10 protein-coding genes, 9 tRNA genes, 5 rRNA genes and 1 other annotated feature (1 of these 25 only partly in view) are annotated in these 21,244 nt (G+C 45.8%); all 24 genes read left to right on the plus strand.

Annotated elements, in window-relative coordinates; genetic code table 11:
• Positions 1-75 precede the first annotated feature (75 nt).
• A 23S ribosomal RNA gene (locus MHI58_RS00500) occupies positions 76-3,006 on the plus strand.
• A 61-nt stretch (positions 3,007-3,067) separates the two neighbouring features.
• Positions 3,068-3,183, plus strand: a 5S ribosomal RNA gene (gene rrf / locus MHI58_RS00505).
• A gap of 823 nt (positions 3,184-4,006) precedes the next feature.
• A tRNA-Val gene (locus MHI58_RS00510) sits at positions 4,007-4,082 on the plus strand.
• A gap of 33 nt (positions 4,083-4,115) precedes the next feature.
• A tRNA-Thr gene (locus MHI58_RS00515) sits at positions 4,116-4,191 on the plus strand.
• A gap of 37 nt (positions 4,192-4,228) precedes the next feature.
• Positions 4,229-4,304, plus strand: a tRNA-Lys gene (locus tag MHI58_RS00520).
• Between the two features lie 8 nt (positions 4,305-4,312).
• Positions 4,313-4,395, plus strand: a tRNA-Leu gene (locus MHI58_RS00525).
• Between the two features lie 30 nt (positions 4,396-4,425).
• A tRNA-Gly gene (locus MHI58_RS00530) sits at positions 4,426-4,497 on the plus strand.
• A gap of 12 nt (positions 4,498-4,509) precedes the next feature.
• Positions 4,510-4,595: transfer RNA gene (locus MHI58_RS00535), tRNA-Leu, on the plus strand.
• A gap of 10 nt (positions 4,596-4,605) precedes the next feature.
• Positions 4,606-4,682 (plus strand) — tRNA-Arg (locus tag MHI58_RS00540).
• 7 nt (positions 4,683-4,689) lie between these two features.
• Positions 4,690-4,766, plus strand: a tRNA-Pro gene (locus MHI58_RS00545).
• An 8-nt stretch (positions 4,767-4,774) separates the two neighbouring features.
• Positions 4,775-4,850 (plus strand) — tRNA-Ala (locus MHI58_RS00550).
• Between the two features lie 125 nt (positions 4,851-4,975).
• Positions 4,976-6,524: ribosomal RNA gene (locus tag MHI58_RS00555) — 16S ribosomal RNA — on the plus strand.
• Between the two features lie 182 nt (positions 6,525-6,706).
• A 23S ribosomal RNA gene (locus MHI58_RS00560) occupies positions 6,707-9,637 on the plus strand.
• A 61-nt stretch (positions 9,638-9,698) separates the two neighbouring features.
• Positions 9,699-9,814 (plus strand): 5S ribosomal RNA (rrf, locus tag MHI58_RS00565).
• The 16S, 23S and 5S rRNA genes sit together here with 9 tRNA genes alongside, the layout of an rRNA operon.
• A gap of 177 nt (positions 9,815-9,991) precedes the next feature.
• Positions 9,992-10,456 (plus strand): CtsR family transcriptional regulator, encoded by a 465-nt coding sequence (locus tag MHI58_RS00570; protein ID WP_003217184.1) that lies wholly within the window; start codon positions 9,992-9,994, stop codon positions 10,454-10,456.
• A 14-nt stretch (positions 10,457-10,470) separates the two neighbouring features.
• A complete protein-coding gene (locus MHI58_RS00575) occupies positions 10,471-11,028 on the plus strand; it encodes a UvrB/UvrC motif-containing protein (protein ID WP_024425862.1) in 558 nt (185 codons plus the stop codon).
• Between the two features lie 4 nt (positions 11,029-11,032).
• The gene (locus tag MHI58_RS00580; protein WP_024425579.1) at positions 11,033-12,124 is read left to right on the plus strand and encodes a protein arginine kinase; all 1,092 of its coding nucleotides are present in this window, start codon (positions 11,033-11,035) and stop codon (positions 12,122-12,124) included.
• Positions 12,121-14,556, plus strand: a complete 2,436-nt coding sequence (gene clpC, locus MHI58_RS00585; protein WP_007496263.1) for an ATP-dependent protease ATP-binding subunit ClpC — start codon at positions 12,121-12,123, stop codon at positions 14,554-14,556. Before MHI58_RS00580 ends, clpC begins: the two co-directional genes overlap by 4 nt.
• Before the next feature lie 93 nt (positions 14,557-14,649).
• Entirely contained in the window at positions 14,650-16,029 is a 1,380-nt protein-coding gene (radA, locus tag MHI58_RS00590; protein ID WP_025092231.1) for a DNA repair protein RadA, read from the plus strand.
• 2 nt (positions 16,030-16,031) lie between these two features.
• Positions 16,032-17,111, plus strand: coding sequence for a DNA integrity scanning diadenylate cyclase DisA (gene disA / locus MHI58_RS00595; RefSeq protein WP_007496267.1), 1,080 nt, complete (start codon positions 16,032-16,034; stop codon positions 17,109-17,111).
• Positions 17,112-17,264: 153 nt separating this feature from the next.
• Positions 17,265-18,365 (plus strand): PIN/TRAM domain-containing protein, encoded by a 1,101-nt coding sequence (locus MHI58_RS00600; RefSeq protein ID WP_003217214.1) that lies wholly within the window; start codon positions 17,265-17,267, stop codon positions 18,363-18,365.
• Positions 18,366-18,378: 13 nt separating this feature from the next.
• On the plus strand, positions 18,379-19,068 hold the full coding sequence (gene ispD, locus MHI58_RS00605) for a 2-C-methyl-D-erythritol 4-phosphate cytidylyltransferase (protein WP_008345432.1): 690 nt from the start codon (positions 18,379-18,381) through the stop codon (positions 19,066-19,068).
• A 3-nt stretch (positions 19,069-19,071) separates the two neighbouring features.
• Complete coding sequence (ispF, locus tag MHI58_RS00610) at positions 19,072-19,548, plus strand: 2-C-methyl-D-erythritol 2,4-cyclodiphosphate synthase (RefSeq protein WP_003216928.1); 477 nt, start codon at positions 19,072-19,074, stop codon at positions 19,546-19,548.
• A 94-nt stretch (positions 19,549-19,642) separates the two neighbouring features.
• A complete protein-coding gene (gene gltX, locus MHI58_RS00615; RefSeq protein WP_045035068.1) occupies positions 19,643-21,094 on the plus strand; it encodes a glutamate--tRNA ligase in 1,452 nt (483 codons plus the stop codon).
• Positions 21,095-21,244, plus strand: a binding site (T-box leader) (it continues 80 nt past the right edge of the window). It begins immediately after the preceding gene.

Here is a 21,244-nt window from a genome sequence, read left to right on the forward strand (position 1 = left end):
ACAATAAGTAATACATTCACATTGAATGCAATGCAAAGTTCATCACACATAGTGATTCTTTCTAAAGTAAGAAATGGTTAAGTTAGAAAGGGCGCACGGTGGATGCCTTGGCACTAGGAGCCGATGAAGGACGGGACGAACACCGATATGCTTCGGGGAGCTGTAAGCAAGCTTTGATCCGGAGATTTCCGAATGGGGAAACCCACTGCTCGTAATGGAGTAGTATCCATACTTGAATACATAGAGTATGAGAAGGCATACCCGGGGAACTGAAACATCTAAGTACCCGGAGGAAGAGAAAGCAAATGCGATTCCCTGAGTAGCGGCGAGCGAAACGGGAACAGCCCAAACCAAGAGGCTTGCCTCTTGGGGTTGTAGGACACTCTATACGGAGTTACAAAGGAACGATATAAGCGAAGAGGTCTGGAAAGGCCCGCCAAAGAAGGTAACAGCCCTGTAACTGAAATGTTGTTCTCTCCAGAGTGGATCCTGAGTACGGCGGAACACGTGAAATTCCGTCGGAATCCGGGAGGACCATCTCCCAAGGCTAAATACTCCCTAGTGACCGATAGTGAACCAGTACCGTGAGGGAAAGGTGAAAAGCACCCCGGAAGGGGAGTGAAATAGATCCTGAAACCGTGTGCCTACAAGTAGTCAGAGCCCGTTAACGGGTGATGGCGTGCCTTTTGTAGAATGAACCGGCGAGTTACGATCCCGTGCAAGGTTAAGCAGAAGATGCGGAGCCGCAGCGAAAGCGAGTCTGAATAGGGCGCATGAGTACGTGGTCGTAGACCCGAAACCAGGTGATCTACCCATGTCCAGGGTGAAGTTCAGGTAACACTGAATGGAGGCCCGAACCCACGCACGTTGAAAAGTGCGGGGATGAGGTGTGGGTAGGGGTGAAATGCCAATCGAACCTGGAGATAGCTGGTTCTCTCCGAAATAGCTTTAGGGCTAGCCTCAAGGTAAGAGTCTCGGAGGTAGAGCACTGATTGGACTAGGGGCCCCTACCGGGTTACCGAATTCAGTCAAACTCCGAATGCCGATGACTTATCCTTGGGAGTCAGACTGCGAGTGATAAGATCCGTAGTCGAAAGGGAAACAGCCCAGACCGCCAGCTAAGGTCCCAAAGTATACGTTAAGTGGAAAAGGATGTGGAGTTGCTTAGACAACCAGGATGTTGGCTTAGAAGCAGCCACCATTTAAAGAGTGCGTAATAGCTCACTGGTCGAGTGACTCTGCGCCGAAAATGTACCGGGGCTAAACGTATCACCGAAGCTGCGGACTGTTCTTACGAACAGTGGTAGGAGAGCGTTCTAAGTGCAGTGAAGTCAGACCGGAAGGACTGGTGGAGCGCTTAGAAGTGAGAATGCCGGTATGAGTAGCGAAAGACGGGTGAGAATCCCGTCCACCGAATGCCTAAGGTTTCCTGAGGAAGGCTCGTCCGCTCAGGGTTAGTCGGGACCTAAGCCGAGGCCGAAAGGCGTAGGCGATGGACAACAGGTTGATATTCCTGTACCACCTCCTCACCATTTGAGCAATGGGGGGACGCAGGAGGATAGGGTAAGCGCGGTATTGGATATCCGCGTCCAAGCAGTTAGGCTGGGAAATAGGCAAATCCGTTTCCCGTGAAGGCTGAGCTGTGATGGCGAGCGAAATTTAGTAGCGAAGTTCCTGATTCCACACTGCCAAGAAAAGCCTCTAGCGAGGTGAGAGGTGCCCGTACCGCAAACCGACACAGGTAGGCGAGGAGAGAATCCTAAGGTGATCGAGAGAACTCTCGTTAAGGAACTCGGCAAAATGACCCCGTAACTTCGGGAGAAGGGGTGCTTCTTAGGGTGTTAAAGCCCCGAGAAGCCGCAGTGAATAGGCCCAGGCGACTGTTTAGCAAAAACACAGGTCTCTGCGAAGCCGTAAGGCGAAGTATAGGGGCTGACGCCTGCCCGGTGCTGGAAGGTTAAGAGGAGCGCTTAGCGTAAGCGAAGGTGCGAATTGAAGCCCCAGTAAACGGCGGCCGTAACTATAACGGTCCTAAGGTAGCGAAATTCCTTGTCGGGTAAGTTCCGACCCGCACGAAAGGCGCAACGATCTGGGCACTGTCTCAACGAGAGACTCGGTGAAATTATAGTACCTGTGAAGATGCAGGTTACCCGCGACAGGACGGAAAGACCCCGTGGAGCTTTACTGCAGCCTGATATTGAATGTTGGTACAGCTTGTACAGGATAGGTAGGAGCCTTGGAAACCGGAGCGCTAGCTTCGGTGGAGGCATCGGTGGGATACTACCCTGGCTGTATTGACCTTCTAACCCGCTGCCCTTATCGGGCAGGGAGACAGTGTCAGGTGGGCAGTTTGACTGGGGCGGTCGCCTCCTAAAATGTAACGGAGGCGCCCAAAGGTTCCCTCAGAATGGTTGGAAATCATTCGCAGAGTGTAAAGGCACAAGGGAGCTTGACTGCGAGACCTACAAGTCGAGCAGGGACGAAAGTCGGGCTTAGTGATCCGGTGGTTCCGCATGGAAGGGCCATCGCTCAACGGATAAAAGCTACCCCGGGGATAACAGGCTTATCTCCCCCAAGAGTCCACATCGACGGGGAGGTTTGGCACCTCGATGTCGGCTCATCGCATCCTGGGGCTGTAGTCGGTCCCAAGGGTTGGGCTGTTCGCCCATTAAAGCGGTACGCGAGCTGGGTTCAGAACGTCGTGAGACAGTTCGGTCCCTATCCGTCGCGGGCGCAGGAAATTTGAGAGGAGCTGTCCTTAGTACGAGAGGACCGGGATGGACGCACCGCTGGTGTACCAGTTGTTCTGCCAAGGGCATCGCTGGGTAGCTATGTGCGGACGGGATAAGTGCTGAAAGCATCTAAGCATGAAGCCCCCCTCAAGATGAGATTTCCCATTCCGCAAGGAAGTAAGATCCCTGAAAGATGATCAGGTTGATAGGTCTGAGGTGGAAGCGTGGTGACACGTGGAGCTGACAGATACTAATAGATCGAGGACTTAACCTATATTCTAATGTGAAAAATGAACATTGTTATCTAGTTTTGAGAGAACATTCTCTCCATCAGGTTTGGTGGCGATAGCGAAGAGGTCACACCCGTTCCCATACCGAACACGGAAGTTAAGCTCTTCAGCGCCGATGGTAGTTGGGGGTTTCCCCCTGTGAGAGTAGGACGCCGCCAAGCTTTTCAAAGGATCAGTTCCAGTCGGAACTGGTCTTTTTTGTGTTTTTGCATGACTTGCTTCTATATAATAGGTTCTTAAAGTGAAAATACGTTGTTCCCTCGTTGATTGCTAAATGAATCAAATTTTACGCTCTTTCAATTTAACATGTCGGTCATCATATGAACCAGCAGCTCAATTATCAAGGGTCTACACTAAAAGCATAGAAAACTTCACCTCCGGCTAAATAGATATAGAAAGGCGATGTATAGGGCACTAAATAGAAAGACTTCATCCCGAAGGGGATGGTCAGCTATTGTGGCATGTCCAATTTAAAAAGATAGAAGAAATGAAAGAAACAATACTCATTTTATTTCTCCTGTTAAAATTTTATATCGATGATAAAGCTGTTGAATATTTGAAGCAGTAGAAAAATGATGTGAAACAATTTTGTTGAAAAATAGTAAAGACCAGCAGTATTTTCACACTTTTTTATGCAAAAAAGATTTCTCAGAAAAATAAAATAATAACAGAATTTCTTTTTTGAATGTTTTTATCCAGAGATATATGAAATAAAATCAAGGTATGAAAGCTTCGAAATAGCTGTTTTCAAAGGAATAAAGCCTTATTAGTACTCTTTTTAACAAAAAAACATAAAAAAATGAAAAAAAGGCTTTTAAAATGATGAGACAAGTGGTAAACTTCTTTAGGTGCCTTAACGAAAAGATGAAAAAACAGCTTTAAAATAAATTCAAAAATTATTTTAAAAAAGTCTTTACAAACAATATCTTATCGTTATATAATACTATTTGTCAGATCGAGAGACACTTCGAAACGACACAATATGGAGGATTAGCTCAGCTGGGAGAGCATCTGCCTTACAAGCAGAGGGTCGGCGGTTCGAGCCCGTCATCCTCCACCATATTTATTCTTACATAATGTTAGGATAGATAAAGCCGGTGTAGCTCAACTGGTAGAGCAACTGACTTGTAATCAGTAGGTTGGGGGTTCAAGTCCTCTTGCCGGCACCACTTTCATATGGTAAGATAGACAAGTCGCTTTTAAAGCGAGCCATTAGCTCAGTTGGTAGAGCATCTGACTTTTAATCAGAGGGTCGAAGGTTCGAGTCCTTCATGGCTCACCATGTTTCATGCGGGTGTGGCGGAATTGGCAGACGCGCTAGACTTAGGATCTAGTGTCTTTATGACGTGGGGGTTCAAGTCCCTTCACCCGCATTGCCAAATAAAATGAAAAAATCCTGTAATGCGGAAGTAGTTCAGTGGTAGAACACCACCTTGCCAAGGTGGGGGTCGCGGGTTCGAATCCCGTCTTCCGCTTATACCATCCACGCCGGGGTGGTGGAATTGGCAGACACACAGGACTTAAAATCCTGCGGTAGGTGACTACCGTGCCGGTTCAAGTCCGGCCCTCGGCATTATAAATAAGCGCCCGTAGCTCAATTGGATAGAGCGTTTGACTACGGATCAAAAGGTTAGGGGTTCGACTCCTCTCGGGCGCGCCATTAAGATCGGGAAGTAGCTCAGCTTGGTAGAGCACTTGGTTTGGGACCAAGGGGTCGCAGGTTCGAATCCTGTCTTCCCGACCATCTTTTATGGGGCCTTAGCTCAGCTGGGAGAGCGCCTGCCTTGCACGCAGGAGGTCAGCGGTTCGATCCCGCTAGGCTCCACCAATATGATCTTTGAAAACTAAACAAGACAAAACGTACCTGTTAATTCGAGTTTTTATAAAAAAATCCTATGAAACTTCATAGGTAGTCAGTCAAACTGGCGAAAAGCAAAACTTCGGTTTTGTACTTTTTCGGAGAGTTTGATCCTGGCTCAGGACGAACGCTGGCGGCGTGCCTAATACATGCAAGTCGAGCGGACAGAAGGGAGCTTGCTCCCGGATGTTAGCGGCGGACGGGTGAGTAACACGTGGGTAACCTGCCTGTAAGACTGGGATAACTCCGGGAAACCGGAGCTAATACCGGATAGTTCCTTGAACCGCATGGTTCAAGGATGAAAGACGGTTTCGGCTGTCACTTACAGATGGACCCGCGGCGCATTAGCTAGTTGGTGAGGTAACGGCTCACCAAGGCGACGATGCGTAGCCGACCTGAGAGGGTGATCGGCCACACTGGGACTGAGACACGGCCCAGACTCCTACGGGAGGCAGCAGTAGGGAATCTTCCGCAATGGACGAAAGTCTGACGGAGCAACGCCGCGTGAGTGATGAAGGTTTTCGGATCGTAAAGCTCTGTTGTTAGGGAAGAACAAGTGCAAGAGTAACTGCTTGCACCTTGACGGTACCTAACCAGAAAGCCACGGCTAACTACGTGCCAGCAGCCGCGGTAATACGTAGGTGGCAAGCGTTGTCCGGAATTATTGGGCGTAAAGGGCTCGCAGGCGGTTTCTTAAGTCTGATGTGAAAGCCCCCGGCTCAACCGGGGAGGGTCATTGGAAACTGGGAAACTTGAGTGCAGAAGAGGAGAGTGGAATTCCACGTGTAGCGGTGAAATGCGTAGAGATGTGGAGGAACACCAGTGGCGAAGGCGACTCTCTGGTCTGTAACTGACGCTGAGGAGCGAAAGCGTGGGGAGCGAACAGGATTAGATACCCTGGTAGTCCACGCCGTAAACGATGAGTGCTAAGTGTTAGGGGGTTTCCGCCCCTTAGTGCTGCAGCTAACGCATTAAGCACTCCGCCTGGGGAGTACGGTCGCAAGACTGAAACTCAAAGGAATTGACGGGGGCCCGCACAAGCGGTGGAGCATGTGGTTTAATTCGAAGCAACGCGAAGAACCTTACCAGGTCTTGACATCCTCTGACAACCCTAGAGATAGGGCTTTCCCTTCGGGGACAGAGTGACAGGTGGTGCATGGTTGTCGTCAGCTCGTGTCGTGAGATGTTGGGTTAAGTCCCGCAACGAGCGCAACCCTTGATCTTAGTTGCCAGCATTCAGTTGGGCACTCTAAGGTGACTGCCGGTGACAAACCGGAGGAAGGTGGGGATGACGTCAAATCATCATGCCCCTTATGACCTGGGCTACACACGTGCTACAATGGACAGAACAAAGGGCTGCGAGACCGCAAGGTTTAGCCAATCCCACAAATCTGTTCTCAGTTCGGATCGCAGTCTGCAACTCGACTGCGTGAAGCTGGAATCGCTAGTAATCGCGGATCAGCATGCCGCGGTGAATACGTTCCCGGGCCTTGTACACACCGCCCGTCACACCACGAGAGTTTGCAACACCCGAAGTCGGTGAGGTAACCTTTATGGAGCCAGCCGCCGAAGGTGGGGCAGATGATTGGGGTGAAGTCGTAACAAGGTAGCCGTATCGGAAGGTGCGGCTGGATCACCTCCTTTCTAAGGATATATGGAGCAGCGTACGTTTTTCGTCTTGTTTAGTTTTGAAGGATCATTCCTTCAAACATGTCTCTAGCGAGACAGGATTGTTCTTTGAAAACTAGATAACAATAAGTAATACATTCACATTGAATGCAATGCAAAGTTCATCACACATAGTGATTCTTTCTAAAGTAAGAAATGGTTAAGTTAGAAAGGGCGCACGGTGGATGCCTTGGCACTAGGAGCCGATGAAGGACGGGACGAACACCGATATGCTTCGGGGAGCTGTAAGCAAGCTTTGATCCGGAGATTTCCGAATGGGGAAACCCACTGCTCGTAATGGAGTAGTATCCATACTTGAATACATAGAGTATGAGAAGGCATACCCGGGGAACTGAAACATCTAAGTACCCGGAGGAAGAGAAAGCAAATGCGATTCCCTGAGTAGCGGCGAGCGAAACGGGAACAGCCCAAACCAAGAGGCTTGCCTCTTGGGGTTGTAGGACACTCTATACGGAGTTACAAAGGAACGATATAAGCGAAGAGGTCTGGAAAGGCCCGCCAAAGAAGGTAACAGCCCTGTAACTGAAATGTTGTTCTCTCCAGAGTGGATCCTGAGTACGGCGGAACACGTGAAATTCCGTCGGAATCCGGGAGGACCATCTCCCAAGGCTAAATACTCCCTAGTGACCGATAGTGAACCAGTACCGTGAGGGAAAGGTGAAAAGCACCCCGGAAGGGGAGTGAAATAGATCCTGAAACCGTGTGCCTACAAGTAGTCAGAGCCCGTTAACGGGTGATGGCGTGCCTTTTGTAGAATGAACCGGCGAGTTACGATCCCGTGCAAGGTTAAGCAGAAGATGCGGAGCCGCAGCGAAAGCGAGTCTGAATAGGGCGCATGAGTACGTGGTCGTAGACCCGAAACCAGGTGATCTACCCATGTCCAGGGTGAAGTTCAGGTAACACTGAATGGAGGCCCGAACCCACGCACGTTGAAAAGTGCGGGGATGAGGTGTGGGTAGGGGTGAAATGCCAATCGAACCTGGAGATAGCTGGTTCTCTCCGAAATAGCTTTAGGGCTAGCCTCAAGGTAAGAGTCTCGGAGGTAGAGCACTGATTGGACTAGGGGCCCCTACCGGGTTACCGAATTCAGTCAAACTCCGAATGCCGATGACTTATCCTTGGGAGTCAGACTGCGAGTGATAAGATCCGTAGTCGAAAGGGAAACAGCCCAGACCGCCAGCTAAGGTCCCAAAGTATACGTTAAGTGGAAAAGGATGTGGAGTTGCTTAGACAACCAGGATGTTGGCTTAGAAGCAGCCACCATTTAAAGAGTGCGTAATAGCTCACTGGTCGAGTGACTCTGCGCCGAAAATGTACCGGGGCTAAACGTATCACCGAAGCTGCGGACTGTTCTTACGAACAGTGGTAGGAGAGCGTTCTAAGTGCAGTGAAGTCAGACCGGAAGGACTGGTGGAGCGCTTAGAAGTGAGAATGCCGGTATGAGTAGCGAAAGACGGGTGAGAATCCCGTCCACCGAATGCCTAAGGTTTCCTGAGGAAGGCTCGTCCGCTCAGGGTTAGTCGGGACCTAAGCCGAGGCCGAAAGGCGTAGGCGATGGACAACAGGTTGATATTCCTGTACCACCTCCTCACCATTTGAGCAATGGGGGGACGCAGGAGGATAGGGTAAGCGCGGTATTGGATATCCGCGTCCAAGCAGTTAGGCTGGGAAATAGGCAAATCCGTTTCCCGTGAAGGCTGAGCTGTGATGGCGAGCGAAATTTAGTAGCGAAGTTCCTGATTCCACACTGCCAAGAAAAGCCTCTAGCGAGGTGAGAGGTGCCCGTACCGCAAACCGACACAGGTAGGCGAGGAGAGAATCCTAAGGTGATCGAGAGAACTCTCGTTAAGGAACTCGGCAAAATGACCCCGTAACTTCGGGAGAAGGGGTGCTTCTTAGGGTGTTAAAGCCCCGAGAAGCCGCAGTGAATAGGCCCAGGCGACTGTTTAGCAAAAACACAGGTCTCTGCGAAGCCGTAAGGCGAAGTATAGGGGCTGACGCCTGCCCGGTGCTGGAAGGTTAAGAGGAGCGCTTAGCGTAAGCGAAGGTGCGAATTGAAGCCCCAGTAAACGGCGGCCGTAACTATAACGGTCCTAAGGTAGCGAAATTCCTTGTCGGGTAAGTTCCGACCCGCACGAAAGGCGCAACGATCTGGGCACTGTCTCAACGAGAGACTCGGTGAAATTATAGTACCTGTGAAGATGCAGGTTACCCGCGACAGGACGGAAAGACCCCGTGGAGCTTTACTGCAGCCTGATATTGAATGTTGGTACAGCTTGTACAGGATAGGTAGGAGCCTTGGAAACCGGAGCGCTAGCTTCGGTGGAGGCATCGGTGGGATACTACCCTGGCTGTATTGACCTTCTAACCCGCTGCCCTTATCGGGCAGGGAGACAGTGTCAGGTGGGCAGTTTGACTGGGGCGGTCGCCTCCTAAAATGTAACGGAGGCGCCCAAAGGTTCCCTCAGAATGGTTGGAAATCATTCGCAGAGTGTAAAGGCACAAGGGAGCTTGACTGCGAGACCTACAAGTCGAGCAGGGACGAAAGTCGGGCTTAGTGATCCGGTGGTTCCGCATGGAAGGGCCATCGCTCAACGGATAAAAGCTACCCCGGGGATAACAGGCTTATCTCCCCCAAGAGTCCACATCGACGGGGAGGTTTGGCACCTCGATGTCGGCTCATCGCATCCTGGGGCTGTAGTCGGTCCCAAGGGTTGGGCTGTTCGCCCATTAAAGCGGTACGCGAGCTGGGTTCAGAACGTCGTGAGACAGTTCGGTCCCTATCCGTCGCGGGCGCAGGAAATTTGAGAGGAGCTGTCCTTAGTACGAGAGGACCGGGATGGACGCACCGCTGGTGTACCAGTTGTTCTGCCAAGGGCATCGCTGGGTAGCTATGTGCGGACGGGATAAGTGCTGAAAGCATCTAAGCATGAAGCCCCCCTCAAGATGAGATTTCCCATTCCGCAAGGAAGTAAGATCCCTGAAAGATGATCAGGTTGATAGGTCTGAGGTGGAAGCGTGGTGACACGTGGAGCTGACAGATACTAATAGATCGAGGACTTAACCTATATTCTAATGTGAAAAATGAACATTGTTATCTAGTTTTGAGAGAACATTCTCTCCATCAGGTTTGGTGGCGATAGCGAAGAGGTCACACCCGTTCCCATACCGAACACGGAAGTTAAGCTCTTCAGCGCCGATGGTAGTTGGGGGTTTCCCCCTGTGAGAGTAGGACGCCGCCAAGCTTCTATAAGGATCAGTTCCAGTCGGAACTGGTCTTTTTTGTGTTTTTGAGAGGTTTGATACCATATAAATGTGGAAATAATATTGTTAGTTGAGCGATTATCTTGAAAAATCGATCGAAAAAATTTATAGTAAGATTAAAGTCAAATATAGTCAAAGTCAATGGAGGAGGAGGCGGAGTGGCACAAAATATTTCTGATATCATCGAGCAGTATTTGAAGGAAGTCTTGGATCAGAACGGTCGAGAAATATTAGAAATTAAGCGCAATGAAATTGCAGATAAATTTCAATGCGTACCTTCACAAATTAACTATGTTATCAATACACGCTTTACGAGCGAGAGAGGCTATATCGTTGAAAGTAAGCGTGGCGGCGGTGGCTATATCCGCATCATTAAAGTCAAAATGAATGATGAAGTCGACTTATTGAACAACATTATTTCCCAAATATATCATCGTTTATCACAGGCTGCATCTGATCATATCATCATGCGTCTTGTTGAAAATAACATTTTATCTGAAAGAGAAGCTAAGATGATGATTAGTGTCATGGACCGTTCTGTATTGCATATTGATTTACCTGAACGTGATGAACTGCGTGCTCGGATGATGAAAGCGATGTTAAATGCTTTGAAATTAAAGTAAAGCGGGTGAAAAGATTGATTTGTCAAGAATGTAATGAGAGACCAGCCACTTTTCACTTTACGAAAGTTATAAATGGAGAAAAACAAGAAATGCACATATGTGAACAATGTGCAAAAGAAAACAGTGATTCATATGCTATGAGTGGAAACCAAGGTTTCTCGATTCACAACTTATTATCAGGCTTATTGAATATTGATCCTAGCTTCACCACAAGTGCTAACAAGGGCTCGTCTATTTTTCAAGAAGCGAAAGAAGTGGATCAATGTCCTAAGTGTGGCTTAACCTTTCAACAGTTCAGAAAAACAGGCCGATTTGGCTGTGCAGAATGCTATCGTACATTTGATCAGTATCTGAACCCTGTTTTACGGAAAGTCCATAGTGGAAATACAGTCCATAATGGGAAAGTCCCAAAACGAATTGCCGGCAGCCTGCATGTTCGCCGGAAACTTGAGTTAATGCAGCAAGAGCTGAAGCAGCTGATTGAACAGGAAGAGTTCGAAAAGGCAGCGGAAGTTCGAGATCAAATTCGTGCATTAGAGCATGAGCAATCTCAGCAGAGGGAGGGAGATTAACGACATGTCGCTCCAGCATTTTATTCAAGACGCTCTAAGTCAGTGGATGAAACAAAAAGGACCAGAAAGTGACATTGTTCTAAGCAGTCGTATCCGGCTAGCTCGCAATCTAGAGCATGTTCGTTTCCCAACTCAGTTTTCTCAAGCTGAAGCTGAAGCTGTTCTCCAGCAATTCGAACAAAAGTTTGCTAGCCAGGAAGTGAAGGACATTGGAAACTTTGTTCTCATTCGAATGAATGAAACGCAGCCTTTAGCAAAGAGGGTACTTGTTGAAAAGCATTTGATTAGCCCCAATTTAGCTGAATCAAGATTTGGCGGCTGTTTGCTTTCTGAAAATGAAGAAATCAGTGTGATGCTGAATGAAGAAGACCATATTCGAATCCAATGCTTATTCCCAGGTTTTCAGCTAGCCAATGCACTAAAAGCGGCTAATCAGGTAGATGACTGGATTGAAGAGCAAGTGGATTATGCGTTTTCTGAAAAGCGAGGATACTTAACAAGCTGTCCGACCAATGTAGGTACAGGTATTAGGGCTTCGGTCATGATGCATTTACCAGCATTAGCGCTCACAAGACAAATGAATCGGATTATTCCGGCCATTAATCAATTAGGTCTTGTGGTCAGAGGAATTTATGGTGAGGGCAGCGAAGCAATAGGAAACATCTTTCAAATATCAAATCAAATGACACTTGGTCAATCAGAAGAAGACATTGTAGATGACTTGAATAGTGTGACCGCTCAGCTCATTGAACAAGAGCGATCTGCACGAAAAGCTTTATATCAAACATCTAAAATTGAACTTGAGGACAGAGTGTACCGTTCCTTAGGGATTTTGGCCAATTGTCGTATGATTGAATCAAAGGAAACAGCAAAGTGTTTGTCAGATGTGCGGCTTGGAATTGATTTAGGTATCATTAAGGGGCTTTCAAGTAATATACTGAATGAACTCATGATTTTGACTCAGCCCGGCTTCCTTCAACAATATTCAGGAGGAGCCTTAGAGCCAAATGAACGAGATATAAAACGAGCAGCGATTATTAGAGAAAGGCTGCGCTTAGAAATGCATAGGAATGGACAGGAGGATGAAACGATATGATGTTTGGAAGATTCACTGAAAGAGCTCAAAAGGTATTAGCACTTGCACAAGAAGAAGCCATTCGCCTAGGCCATAAAAACATAGGTACTGAGCACATTTTACTTGGCCTTGTACGTGAAGGTGAGGGCATCGCTGCTAAAGCGTTAGAAGCACTGGGCCTTGTTTCAGATAAAATCCAAAAAGAAGTCGAAAGCTTGATTGGAAGAGGGCAAGAGGTGTCTCAAGCTATTCCTCATTATACGCCTAGAGCGAAGAAGGTCACTGAGCTTTCAATGGATGAAGCAAGAAAGCTAGGTCATTCCTATGTAGGGACAGAACATATTCTATTAGGTCTTATTCGTGAGGGAGAGGGTGTCGCTGCCCGTGTCTTAAATAACCTCGGAGTGAGCTTAAATAAAGCACGTCAGCAAGTTCTGCAGCTGCTTGGAAGCAATGAAACAGGTGCATCTGCGGCAGGCTCTAATAGCAATGCAAATACACCAACACTAGATAGCTTGGCAAGAGATTTGACAGCTATTGCAAAAGAGGACAGCTTGGACCCTGTCATTGGCCGAAGCAAAGAAATTCAACGTGTTATTGAGGTCCTAAGTAGAAGAACAAAAAATAACCCTGTGCTGATTGGTGAGCCTGGTGTTGGTAAAACAGCCATCGCAGAAGGTCTTGCACAGCAAATTATTCATAACGAAGTGCCTGAAATCCTGCGCGATAAACGAGTGATGACACTGGATATGGGAACTGTTGTAGCTGGGACGAAATATCGTGGTGAATTCGAGGATCGTTTGAAAAAAGTGATGGACGAAATTCGACAGGCAGGAAATATCATTCTCTTTATCGACGAGCTTCATACACTCATTGGTGCTGGTGGAGCAGAGGGCGCGATTGATGCGTCTAATATCTTGAAGCCATCCTTAGCACGTGGTGAACTTCAATGTATTGGAGCGACAACGTTAGATGAGTACCGTAAATACATTGAAAAGGACGCTGCGCTTGAACGACGTTTCCAGCCAATTCAAGTAGATCAGCCGTCTGTTGATGAAAGTATTCAAATCTTAAGAGGACTTAGAGACCGGTATGAAGCACATCACCGTGTGTCTATTACAGATGAAGCGATTGAGGCGGCAGTGAAGCTGTCTGACCGTTATATTTCTGACCGTTTCCTTCCAGATAAGGCGATTGATTTAATTGATGAGGCAGGTTCGAAAGTCCGTTTACGTTCGTTCACGACACCGCCTAATCTAAAAGAATTAGAGCAAAAGCTGGATGAAGTACGCAAGGAAAAGGATGCGGCAGTTCAAAGTCAAGAATTTGAAAAAGCAGCTTCTCTTCGCGATACAGAACAGCGTTTGCGTGAAAAAGTAGAAGTTACAAAGAAATCATGGAAAGAAAAGCAGGGACAAGAGAATTCAGAGGTATCTGTAGATGATATCGCAATGGTCGTTTCCAGCTGGACGGGAGTGCCTGTTTCGAAAATTGCTCAAACGGAGACAGATAAGCTTCTGAACATGGAACAATTGCTCCACTCTCGCGTGATCGGACAGGATGAAGCGGTTGTCGCTGTAGCAAAAGCAGTGAGACGTGCGCGTGCTGGCCTGAAAGATCCGAAGCGTCCAATCGGCTCCTTTATCTTCTTGGGTCCAACAGGGGTTGGTAAAACGGAGCTTGCAAGAGCACTCGCTGAGTCTATTTTCGGTGATGAAGAAGCAATGATCCGTATTGATATGTCTGAATACATGGAGAAACACTCTACATCCAGACTTGTTGGGTCACCTCCAGGCTATGTGGGCTATGATGAAGGTGGACAGCTGACTGAAAAAGTGAGAAGAAAACCTTATTCTGTCGTTCTTTTAGACGAGATTGAAAAGGCGCATCCAGATGTATTTAATATCTTACTGCAAGTGTTAGAAGATGGTCGTCTGACTGATTCTAAAGGGCGTACCGTTGACTTTAGAAATACGATTTTGATCATGACATCAAACGTTGGAGCTAGTGAGCTGAAGCGCAATAAATATGTTGGCTTTAACGTGCAGGATGAAAGTCAAAATTACAAGGATATGAAAGGCAAAGTGATGGGCGAGTTGAAACGTGCGTTTAGACCTGAGTTTATCAACCGTATTGATGAAATCATTGTCTTCCACTCGCTTGAGAAGAAACATCTCAAAGAGATCGTGTCTCTCATGTCTGATCAATTGACAAAACGATTAAAAGAACAAGACCTATCAATTGAATTGACGGAAGCAGCAAAAGCGAAAATTGCCGACGAAGGAGTAGATCTTGAGTACGGTGCGCGTCCGTTAAGAAGAGCGATTCAAAAGCATGTAGAAGATCGACTTTCTGAAGAGCTTCTGAAGGGGAATATTGAAAAAGGTCAACATATCGTATTAGATGTGGAAGATGGAGAAATTGTCGTAAAAGCGACGGCTGCTACGAACTAATATAGTAAGAAAAAAGTGTGAGGCATACCAGTAAGGTGTATGCCTCCCTTTACTTATTTTCTGACCAGTATAAGGAGTTGTATTCTTCAATCTATGGCTAAGACAAAATCAAAATTTATATGCCAATCGTGCGGTTATGAGTCAGCCAAATGGATGGGGAAATGTCCAGGCTGCGGCACTTGGAACAGTATGACAGAAGAGGTCGTTCGCAAAGAGCCGGCAAACCGTCGAAGTGCTTTTAATCATTCTGTTCAAACCATTCAAAAACCTTCACCTATATCTGCAATTGAAACATCCGAAGAACCCCGAATTAAAACAAATTTAGAAGAATTTAACCGAGTATTAGGAAGTGGAATTGTCAAAGGTTCTCTTGTTCTCATCGGCGGAGATCCTGGGATTGGGAAGTCCACATTATTATTACAAGTATCAGCACAGCTCTCAGACAAAAATCAGAATGTGTTATACATATCTGGTGAGGAGTCCATTAAACAAACGAAGCTAAGAGCGGACCGCCTTGGCATTGAAAGCGCCTCTTTACATGTTTTGGCTGAAACCGATATGGAGTATATAACGTCTGCTATACAGGAGATGAAACCTGCTTTTGTTGTGGTGGATTCGATTCAAACCGTTTATCAAAGCGATATTACGTCAGCTCCCGGTTCTGTATCTCAAGTAAGAGAATGTACAGCACAGCTGATGAAAATTGCCAAGACAAATGGTATTCCTATTTTTATCGTTGGTCACGTGACCAAAGAAGGCTCGATCGCAGGTCCACGCCTTTTAGAGCATATGGTGGACACAGTTCTTTATTTTGAAGGCGAGCGTCATCATACGTTTCGTATCTTACGGGCGGTCAAAAACCGATTTGGTTCAACGAATGAATTGGGAATTTTTGAAATGAGAGAGGAAGGGCTCACGGAAGTATTGAACCCATCAGAAATCTTTTTAGAAGAGCGGTCGGCAGGTGTATCTGGTTCGTGTGTTGTTGCCTCAATGGAAGGAACAAGACCCGTACTTGTCGAGATACAGGCGTTAATTTCCCCGACAAGCTTTGGGAATCCGCGAAGAATGGCTACTGGCCTTGATCATAATCGAGTGTCGCTCCTAATGGCAGTTTTAGAAAAACGCGTGGGGCTGCTGCTGCAAAACCAAGATGCGTATTTAAAGGTCGCAGGCGGTGTGAAGCTTGACGAACCGGCGATTGACTTAGCTATTGCCGTCAGTATTGCATCAAGCTTTAAAGATGCAGCGCCGCATCAAGCAGATTGCTTTATAGGAGAAGTGGGTCTGACGGGAGAAGTCAGAAGAGTATCAAGAATTGAACAGCGTGTGCAGGAAGCTGCTAAACTAGGATTTAAACGAATGTTTATTCCTCAGGCGAATATAGATGGATGGAAAAAACCGAGAGGGATTGAATTAGTCGGTGTAGAAAATGTAGCAGAGGCACTTCGTATTTCACTAGGGGGATCATAGAAATGGAAAAAGAGAAAAAAGGAGCGAGAGAAGTCGATCTCTTAGATATTGTCCAGTTTGTGGCACCGGGGACACCCCTGCGGGCAGGGATTGAAAACGTCCTAAGAGCCAATACTGGAGGGCTCATTGTTGTTGGTTATAACGATAAAGTGAAAAGTGTGGTAGATGGAGGATTTCATATTAATTCTGCATTCTCCCCAGCACATTTATATGAATTGGCGAAGATGGATGGGGCGATTATTTTAAGTGACTCTGGTCAAAAAATCTTGTATGCGAATACACAGCTCATGCCGGATGCAACCATTCATTCATCAGAAACAGGCATGAGACACCGAACGGCTGAACGTGTAGCAAAGCAGACAGGTTGCTTAATCATTGCCATTTCTGAACGTCGGAACGTGATTACCTTATACCAAGGGAATCGACGATATACGTTGAAAGATATTGGTTTTATTTTGACGAAGGCCAACCAAGCGATACAAACACTGGAGAAATATAAAACCATTTTAGATCATGCCATTTCTGCGTTAAGCGCTTTAGAATTTGAAGAACTTGTGACCTTTGGTGATGTATTATCCGTGCTGCATCGTTATGAAATGGTACTTAGAATCAAAAATGAAATCAATATGTATATCAAAGAGCTTGGGACAGAAGGACACTTGATCCGTCTGCAAGTCAATGAGCTGATTACAGATATGGAGCAGGAAGCGGCTTTATTTATTAAAGATTACGTGAAAGAAAAGATCAAAGATCCATATGTGCTGCTGAAACAGCTCCAAGATATGTCGAGCTTTGAACTTTTAGATGACTCTATTTTGTACAAGTTACTCGGCTATCCAGCATCTACAAATATTGACGAATATGTGTACACTAGAGGTTACAGATTACTTCATAAAATCCCTAGACTACCTATGCCAATCGTTGAAAACGTGGTCGAAGCATTTGGTGTGCTAGATCGAATTATGGAAGCGGATGTACAAGATTTGGATGAAGTAGAAGGAATTGGAGAAGTAAGAGCGAAAAAGATAAAAAAAGGATTAAAAAGACTGCAAGAAAAACATTATATCGACCGTCAGCTATAAAAAGAGAAATTTTTCTTAAATACGGTTAAAAATGGATGAATATGGGTATATTAATGATGGTTTTGTTTTCTGTTCATGATGATAGGAAACTTAAGCATATATAAATGTCAGATGAAGGTGGATTGACAGATGAAAAATAAAGGAGGTGAAGGTATGTTAAAAAGAATCGTTCAGGCGTTTTTTATCATTTTCGGTGCAGTTGTAGGGATTTTTATCATTCCAGAGTTATTTCTGCTGTTAAATGTGAAGGACATACCTTTCATAACAAATGCTTACTCTTCAGCACTAATAGGAGCCGCTGTGTTCTTTATCATTGGTAAATGGTGCACAGGCTATGTGGTTAATTGGGTGAAATGGATCGAGGATTCTCTATTGAAGGCGCCTCTTCCTGATCTTATATCTGGAAGTTTCGGTTTAGTATTTGGACTTATTCTAGCATATCTTATTGTAAACGTGATCCCGCTAAACAATATCCCATATCATATTTTTGGTACCATTATTCCGATTTTCCTGGCTTTCTTTTTAGGATACCTTGGATTTCAGGTAGGGTTTAAGAAGAAGGATGAAATGATGGGGCTGTTCTCTCGATCTGCAAAGGTCACAAAGAAAAAAGGAGCAGCTGATGATGAACCTGAAATAGAAGATAAAAAGCTGAAAATTTTAGACACAAGTGTTATCATTGATGGAAGAATCGCAGATATTTGTCAAACTGGATTCCTAGAAGGTGTGATGGTCATTCCTCAATTTGTACTTGAGGAATTACAGCATATTGCCGACTCTTCTGATGTATTAAAGAGAAATAGAGGCCGAAGAGGTCTTGATATTTTAAATCGTATCCAAAAAGAACTGGATATTAAAGTTGAAATTTACGAAGGTGACTTTGAAGATATTCAAGAGGTTGACAGCAAGCTTGTGAAACTCGCTAAGTTAACTTCAGGTGTTGTTGTGACAAATGATTTTAATTTAAATAAAGTATGCGAACTTCAAAAAGTAGCAGTGTTAAACATCAATGATCTAGCCAATGCAGTCAAACCGGTTGTACTGCCTGGGGAAGAAATGAAGGTACAGGTCATCAAAGATGGGAAAGAGCATAACCAAGGTGTTGCTTACTTAGATGACGGTACGATGATTGTGGTCGAAGAAGGACGCAATTATATTGGAAAAGACATTGATGTGCTCGTCACGAGTGTGCTGCAAACTGCTGCTGGAAGAATGATTTTTGCGAAGCCAAAACTTCTGGAGAAGGCGCTCTAAAGGGAGAACGAACATGTATTATGAAGTAGTTATTCCGGCTGCGGGGCAGGGGAAGCGAATGAAGGCCGGCCGCAATAAACTTTTTATTGAATTGAAAAGAATGCCGGTCATCATCCACACACTGAAGGTGTTTGACGCTCATTCACAATGCAGACGCATGATCTTAGCGATCAATGAAGAAGAGCGTCGTGACTTTGAAAGGCTACTGAAGGTACACGCTTTTCAAACGCCTGTTTCACTTGTCACTGGCGGTGAAGAACGGCAGCAAAGTGTATACGAAGGATTGAAGGCTGTGCAAGATGCGGACATCGTGCTTGTTCATGATGGCGCAAGGCCTTTTATTAAGCATACACAGATTGACTTGCTCGTTAAAGCAGCGATTGAAAAAGGCTCCGCAGTCGTAGCGGTACCAGTGAAAGACACAATCAAACGCGTTCAAGAAGGCAAAGTGGAACAAACCATTGAACGTCAGAGCTTGTGGGCAGTCCAGACCCCACAAGCTTTTCGTCATTCTATTTTAAAAGAAGCGCATGAACATGCGGAGCGGACAGGCTTTCTTGGAACAGATGACGCCAGTCTTGTGGAACAATTACACGGTGAGAGTGTGTATATTGTCCAAGGAGACTATACCAATATTAAACTGACAACACCGGATGATTTATTGGTTGCCAAGGCAATTATGGATGCGGAAAGAGGGTACTAGATCATGTTGAGAATAGGACAAGGTTTTGATGTACATCAATTAACAGAGGGAAGACCTCTAATTATCGGCGGGGTCACCATCCCTTATGAAAAGGGACTGCTAGGGCATTCAGATGCTGACGTACTGCTTCATACAGTGGCAGATGCATGCCTGGGTGCGATTGCTGAAGGAGATATCGGCAGACATTTCCCAGACACAGATCCTGAGTTTAAGGATGCAGATTCTTTTAAATTATTGCAGCATGTGTGGGCACTTGTGAAAGAAAAGGGCTACACTCTTGTGAATATTGACTGCACCATCATGGCGCAAAAGCCAAAAATGGCACCTTACATACAACCAATGTGTGAGAAAATTGCAGAAGCGCTTGAGGCAGATGTCACACAGGTGAATGTCAAAGCAACAACGACAGAGAAACTCGGATTTACAGGAAGAGGAGAAGGAATTGCCTCTCAGGCAACAGTGCTTCTTCAGAAAAAGTAAAATCCATTTTGATGAGAATAGGTTTTGATGATAAAATACGTTTATAAAAAATTGGTGTCAGACAACATGATGCAGATGAAAGGAAGTTAAACTCATGGGAAATGAAGTGCGTGTTCGTTATGCACCGAGTCCAACTGGCCATTTACATATTGGGAATGCTAGAACGGCTCTTTTCAACTATTTGTTCGCACGCAGCCAAGGCGGCAAATTTATTATTCGAATCGAGGATACGGATCAAAAGCGTAATGTAGAAGGCGGGGAGGAAAGCCAGCTTCGCCACCTGCAATGGCTCGGTATTGATTGGGATGAGAGCATTGATAAAGATGGCGGTTACGGCCCTTACAGACAATCAGAGCGTAATGATATTTACAAAAAATATTATGACGAGCTGTTAGAGAAGGACTTGGCGTATAAGTGCTATTGTACGGCAGAAGAGCTAGAGGCAGAGCGTGAAGCACAAATCGCCCGCAGTGAAATGCCTCGATATTCTGGTAAATGCAGTCATTTATCAAAAGAAGAAGAGGACAAGCTGATTGCTGAAGGAAGAGAGCCAAGCATCCGCTTCCGAGTGCCTAAAGGAGAAATTATCAAATTTGACGATATGGTCAAAGGCGAGATTTCATTTGAAACAGACGGCATCGGTGACTTTGTTATTGTGAAGAAAGATGGTACGCCAACGTATAACTTCGCTGTAGCGGTGGATGATCATTTGATGAAAATGACTCACATTCTTCGTGGTGAGGATCACATTTCGAATACACCTAAACAAATTATGGTCTTCAATGCATTTGGCTGGGATGTTCCGCTGTTCGGACATATGACGCTGATTGTAAACGAGAACCGCAAGAAATTAAGCAAGCGTGATGAATCAATTATCCAGTTCATCGAACAGTATAAGAACTTGGGCTATTTACCAGAAGCTTTGTTTAACTTCATTGCACTGCTTGGATGGTCTCCAGTTGGTGAAGAGGAACTATTTACAAAAGAGCAGTTCATCGATATTTTCGATGTCAATCGACTTTCTAAGTCACCAGCTCTCTTCGATATGCATAAACTAAAATGGGTGAATAACCAATATGTAAAAGCACTTGATCTTGATCAAGTTGTGGCACTTACACTTCCACATCTTCAAAAGGCAGGCAAGGTAAGCGAGCAGCTGACAGAAGAAGAAAACACGTGGGTGCGCAAACTCATTTCTCTATATCACGAGCAATTGAGCTATGGAGCAGAAATTGTTGAGTTAACAGAGTTGTTCTTTAAGGAACAAATTGAGTATAATCAAGAGGCAAAGGAAGTTCTTGCAGAAGAGCAAGTACCAGAAGTGATGGCTTCGTTTGCAGGTCAGCTTGAACGTCTTGAGTCTTTCACACCTGATGAAATCAAAGCTGCCATTAAAGCGGTACAAAAAGAAACAGGGCATAAAGGTAAGAAACTATTCATGCCAATTCGTGTGGCTGTCACTGGACAAACGCATGGCCCAGAGCTTCCGCAAAGTATTGAACTACTAGGTAAAGAGACGGTATTAAACCGCATTAAACAAATATAAGGAAAATCGTTGCGAGGGAGAAGTACAATGTTATCGTCCATCACAGAAAGAGTCTTCACCGGCTGAAAGAGACTTATGGGCAGACGTTGGAAATGCACCCTCAAGACCCTTGAGGAACACGTATGTTAGTATGCAAGGGCGGTACCCTCC

Source organism: Bacillus sp. FSL K6-2869 (assembly GCF_040869405.1).
GTDB classification, from domain to species: Bacteria; Bacillota; Bacilli; order Bacillales; family Bacillaceae; genus Bacillus; species Bacillus altitudinis.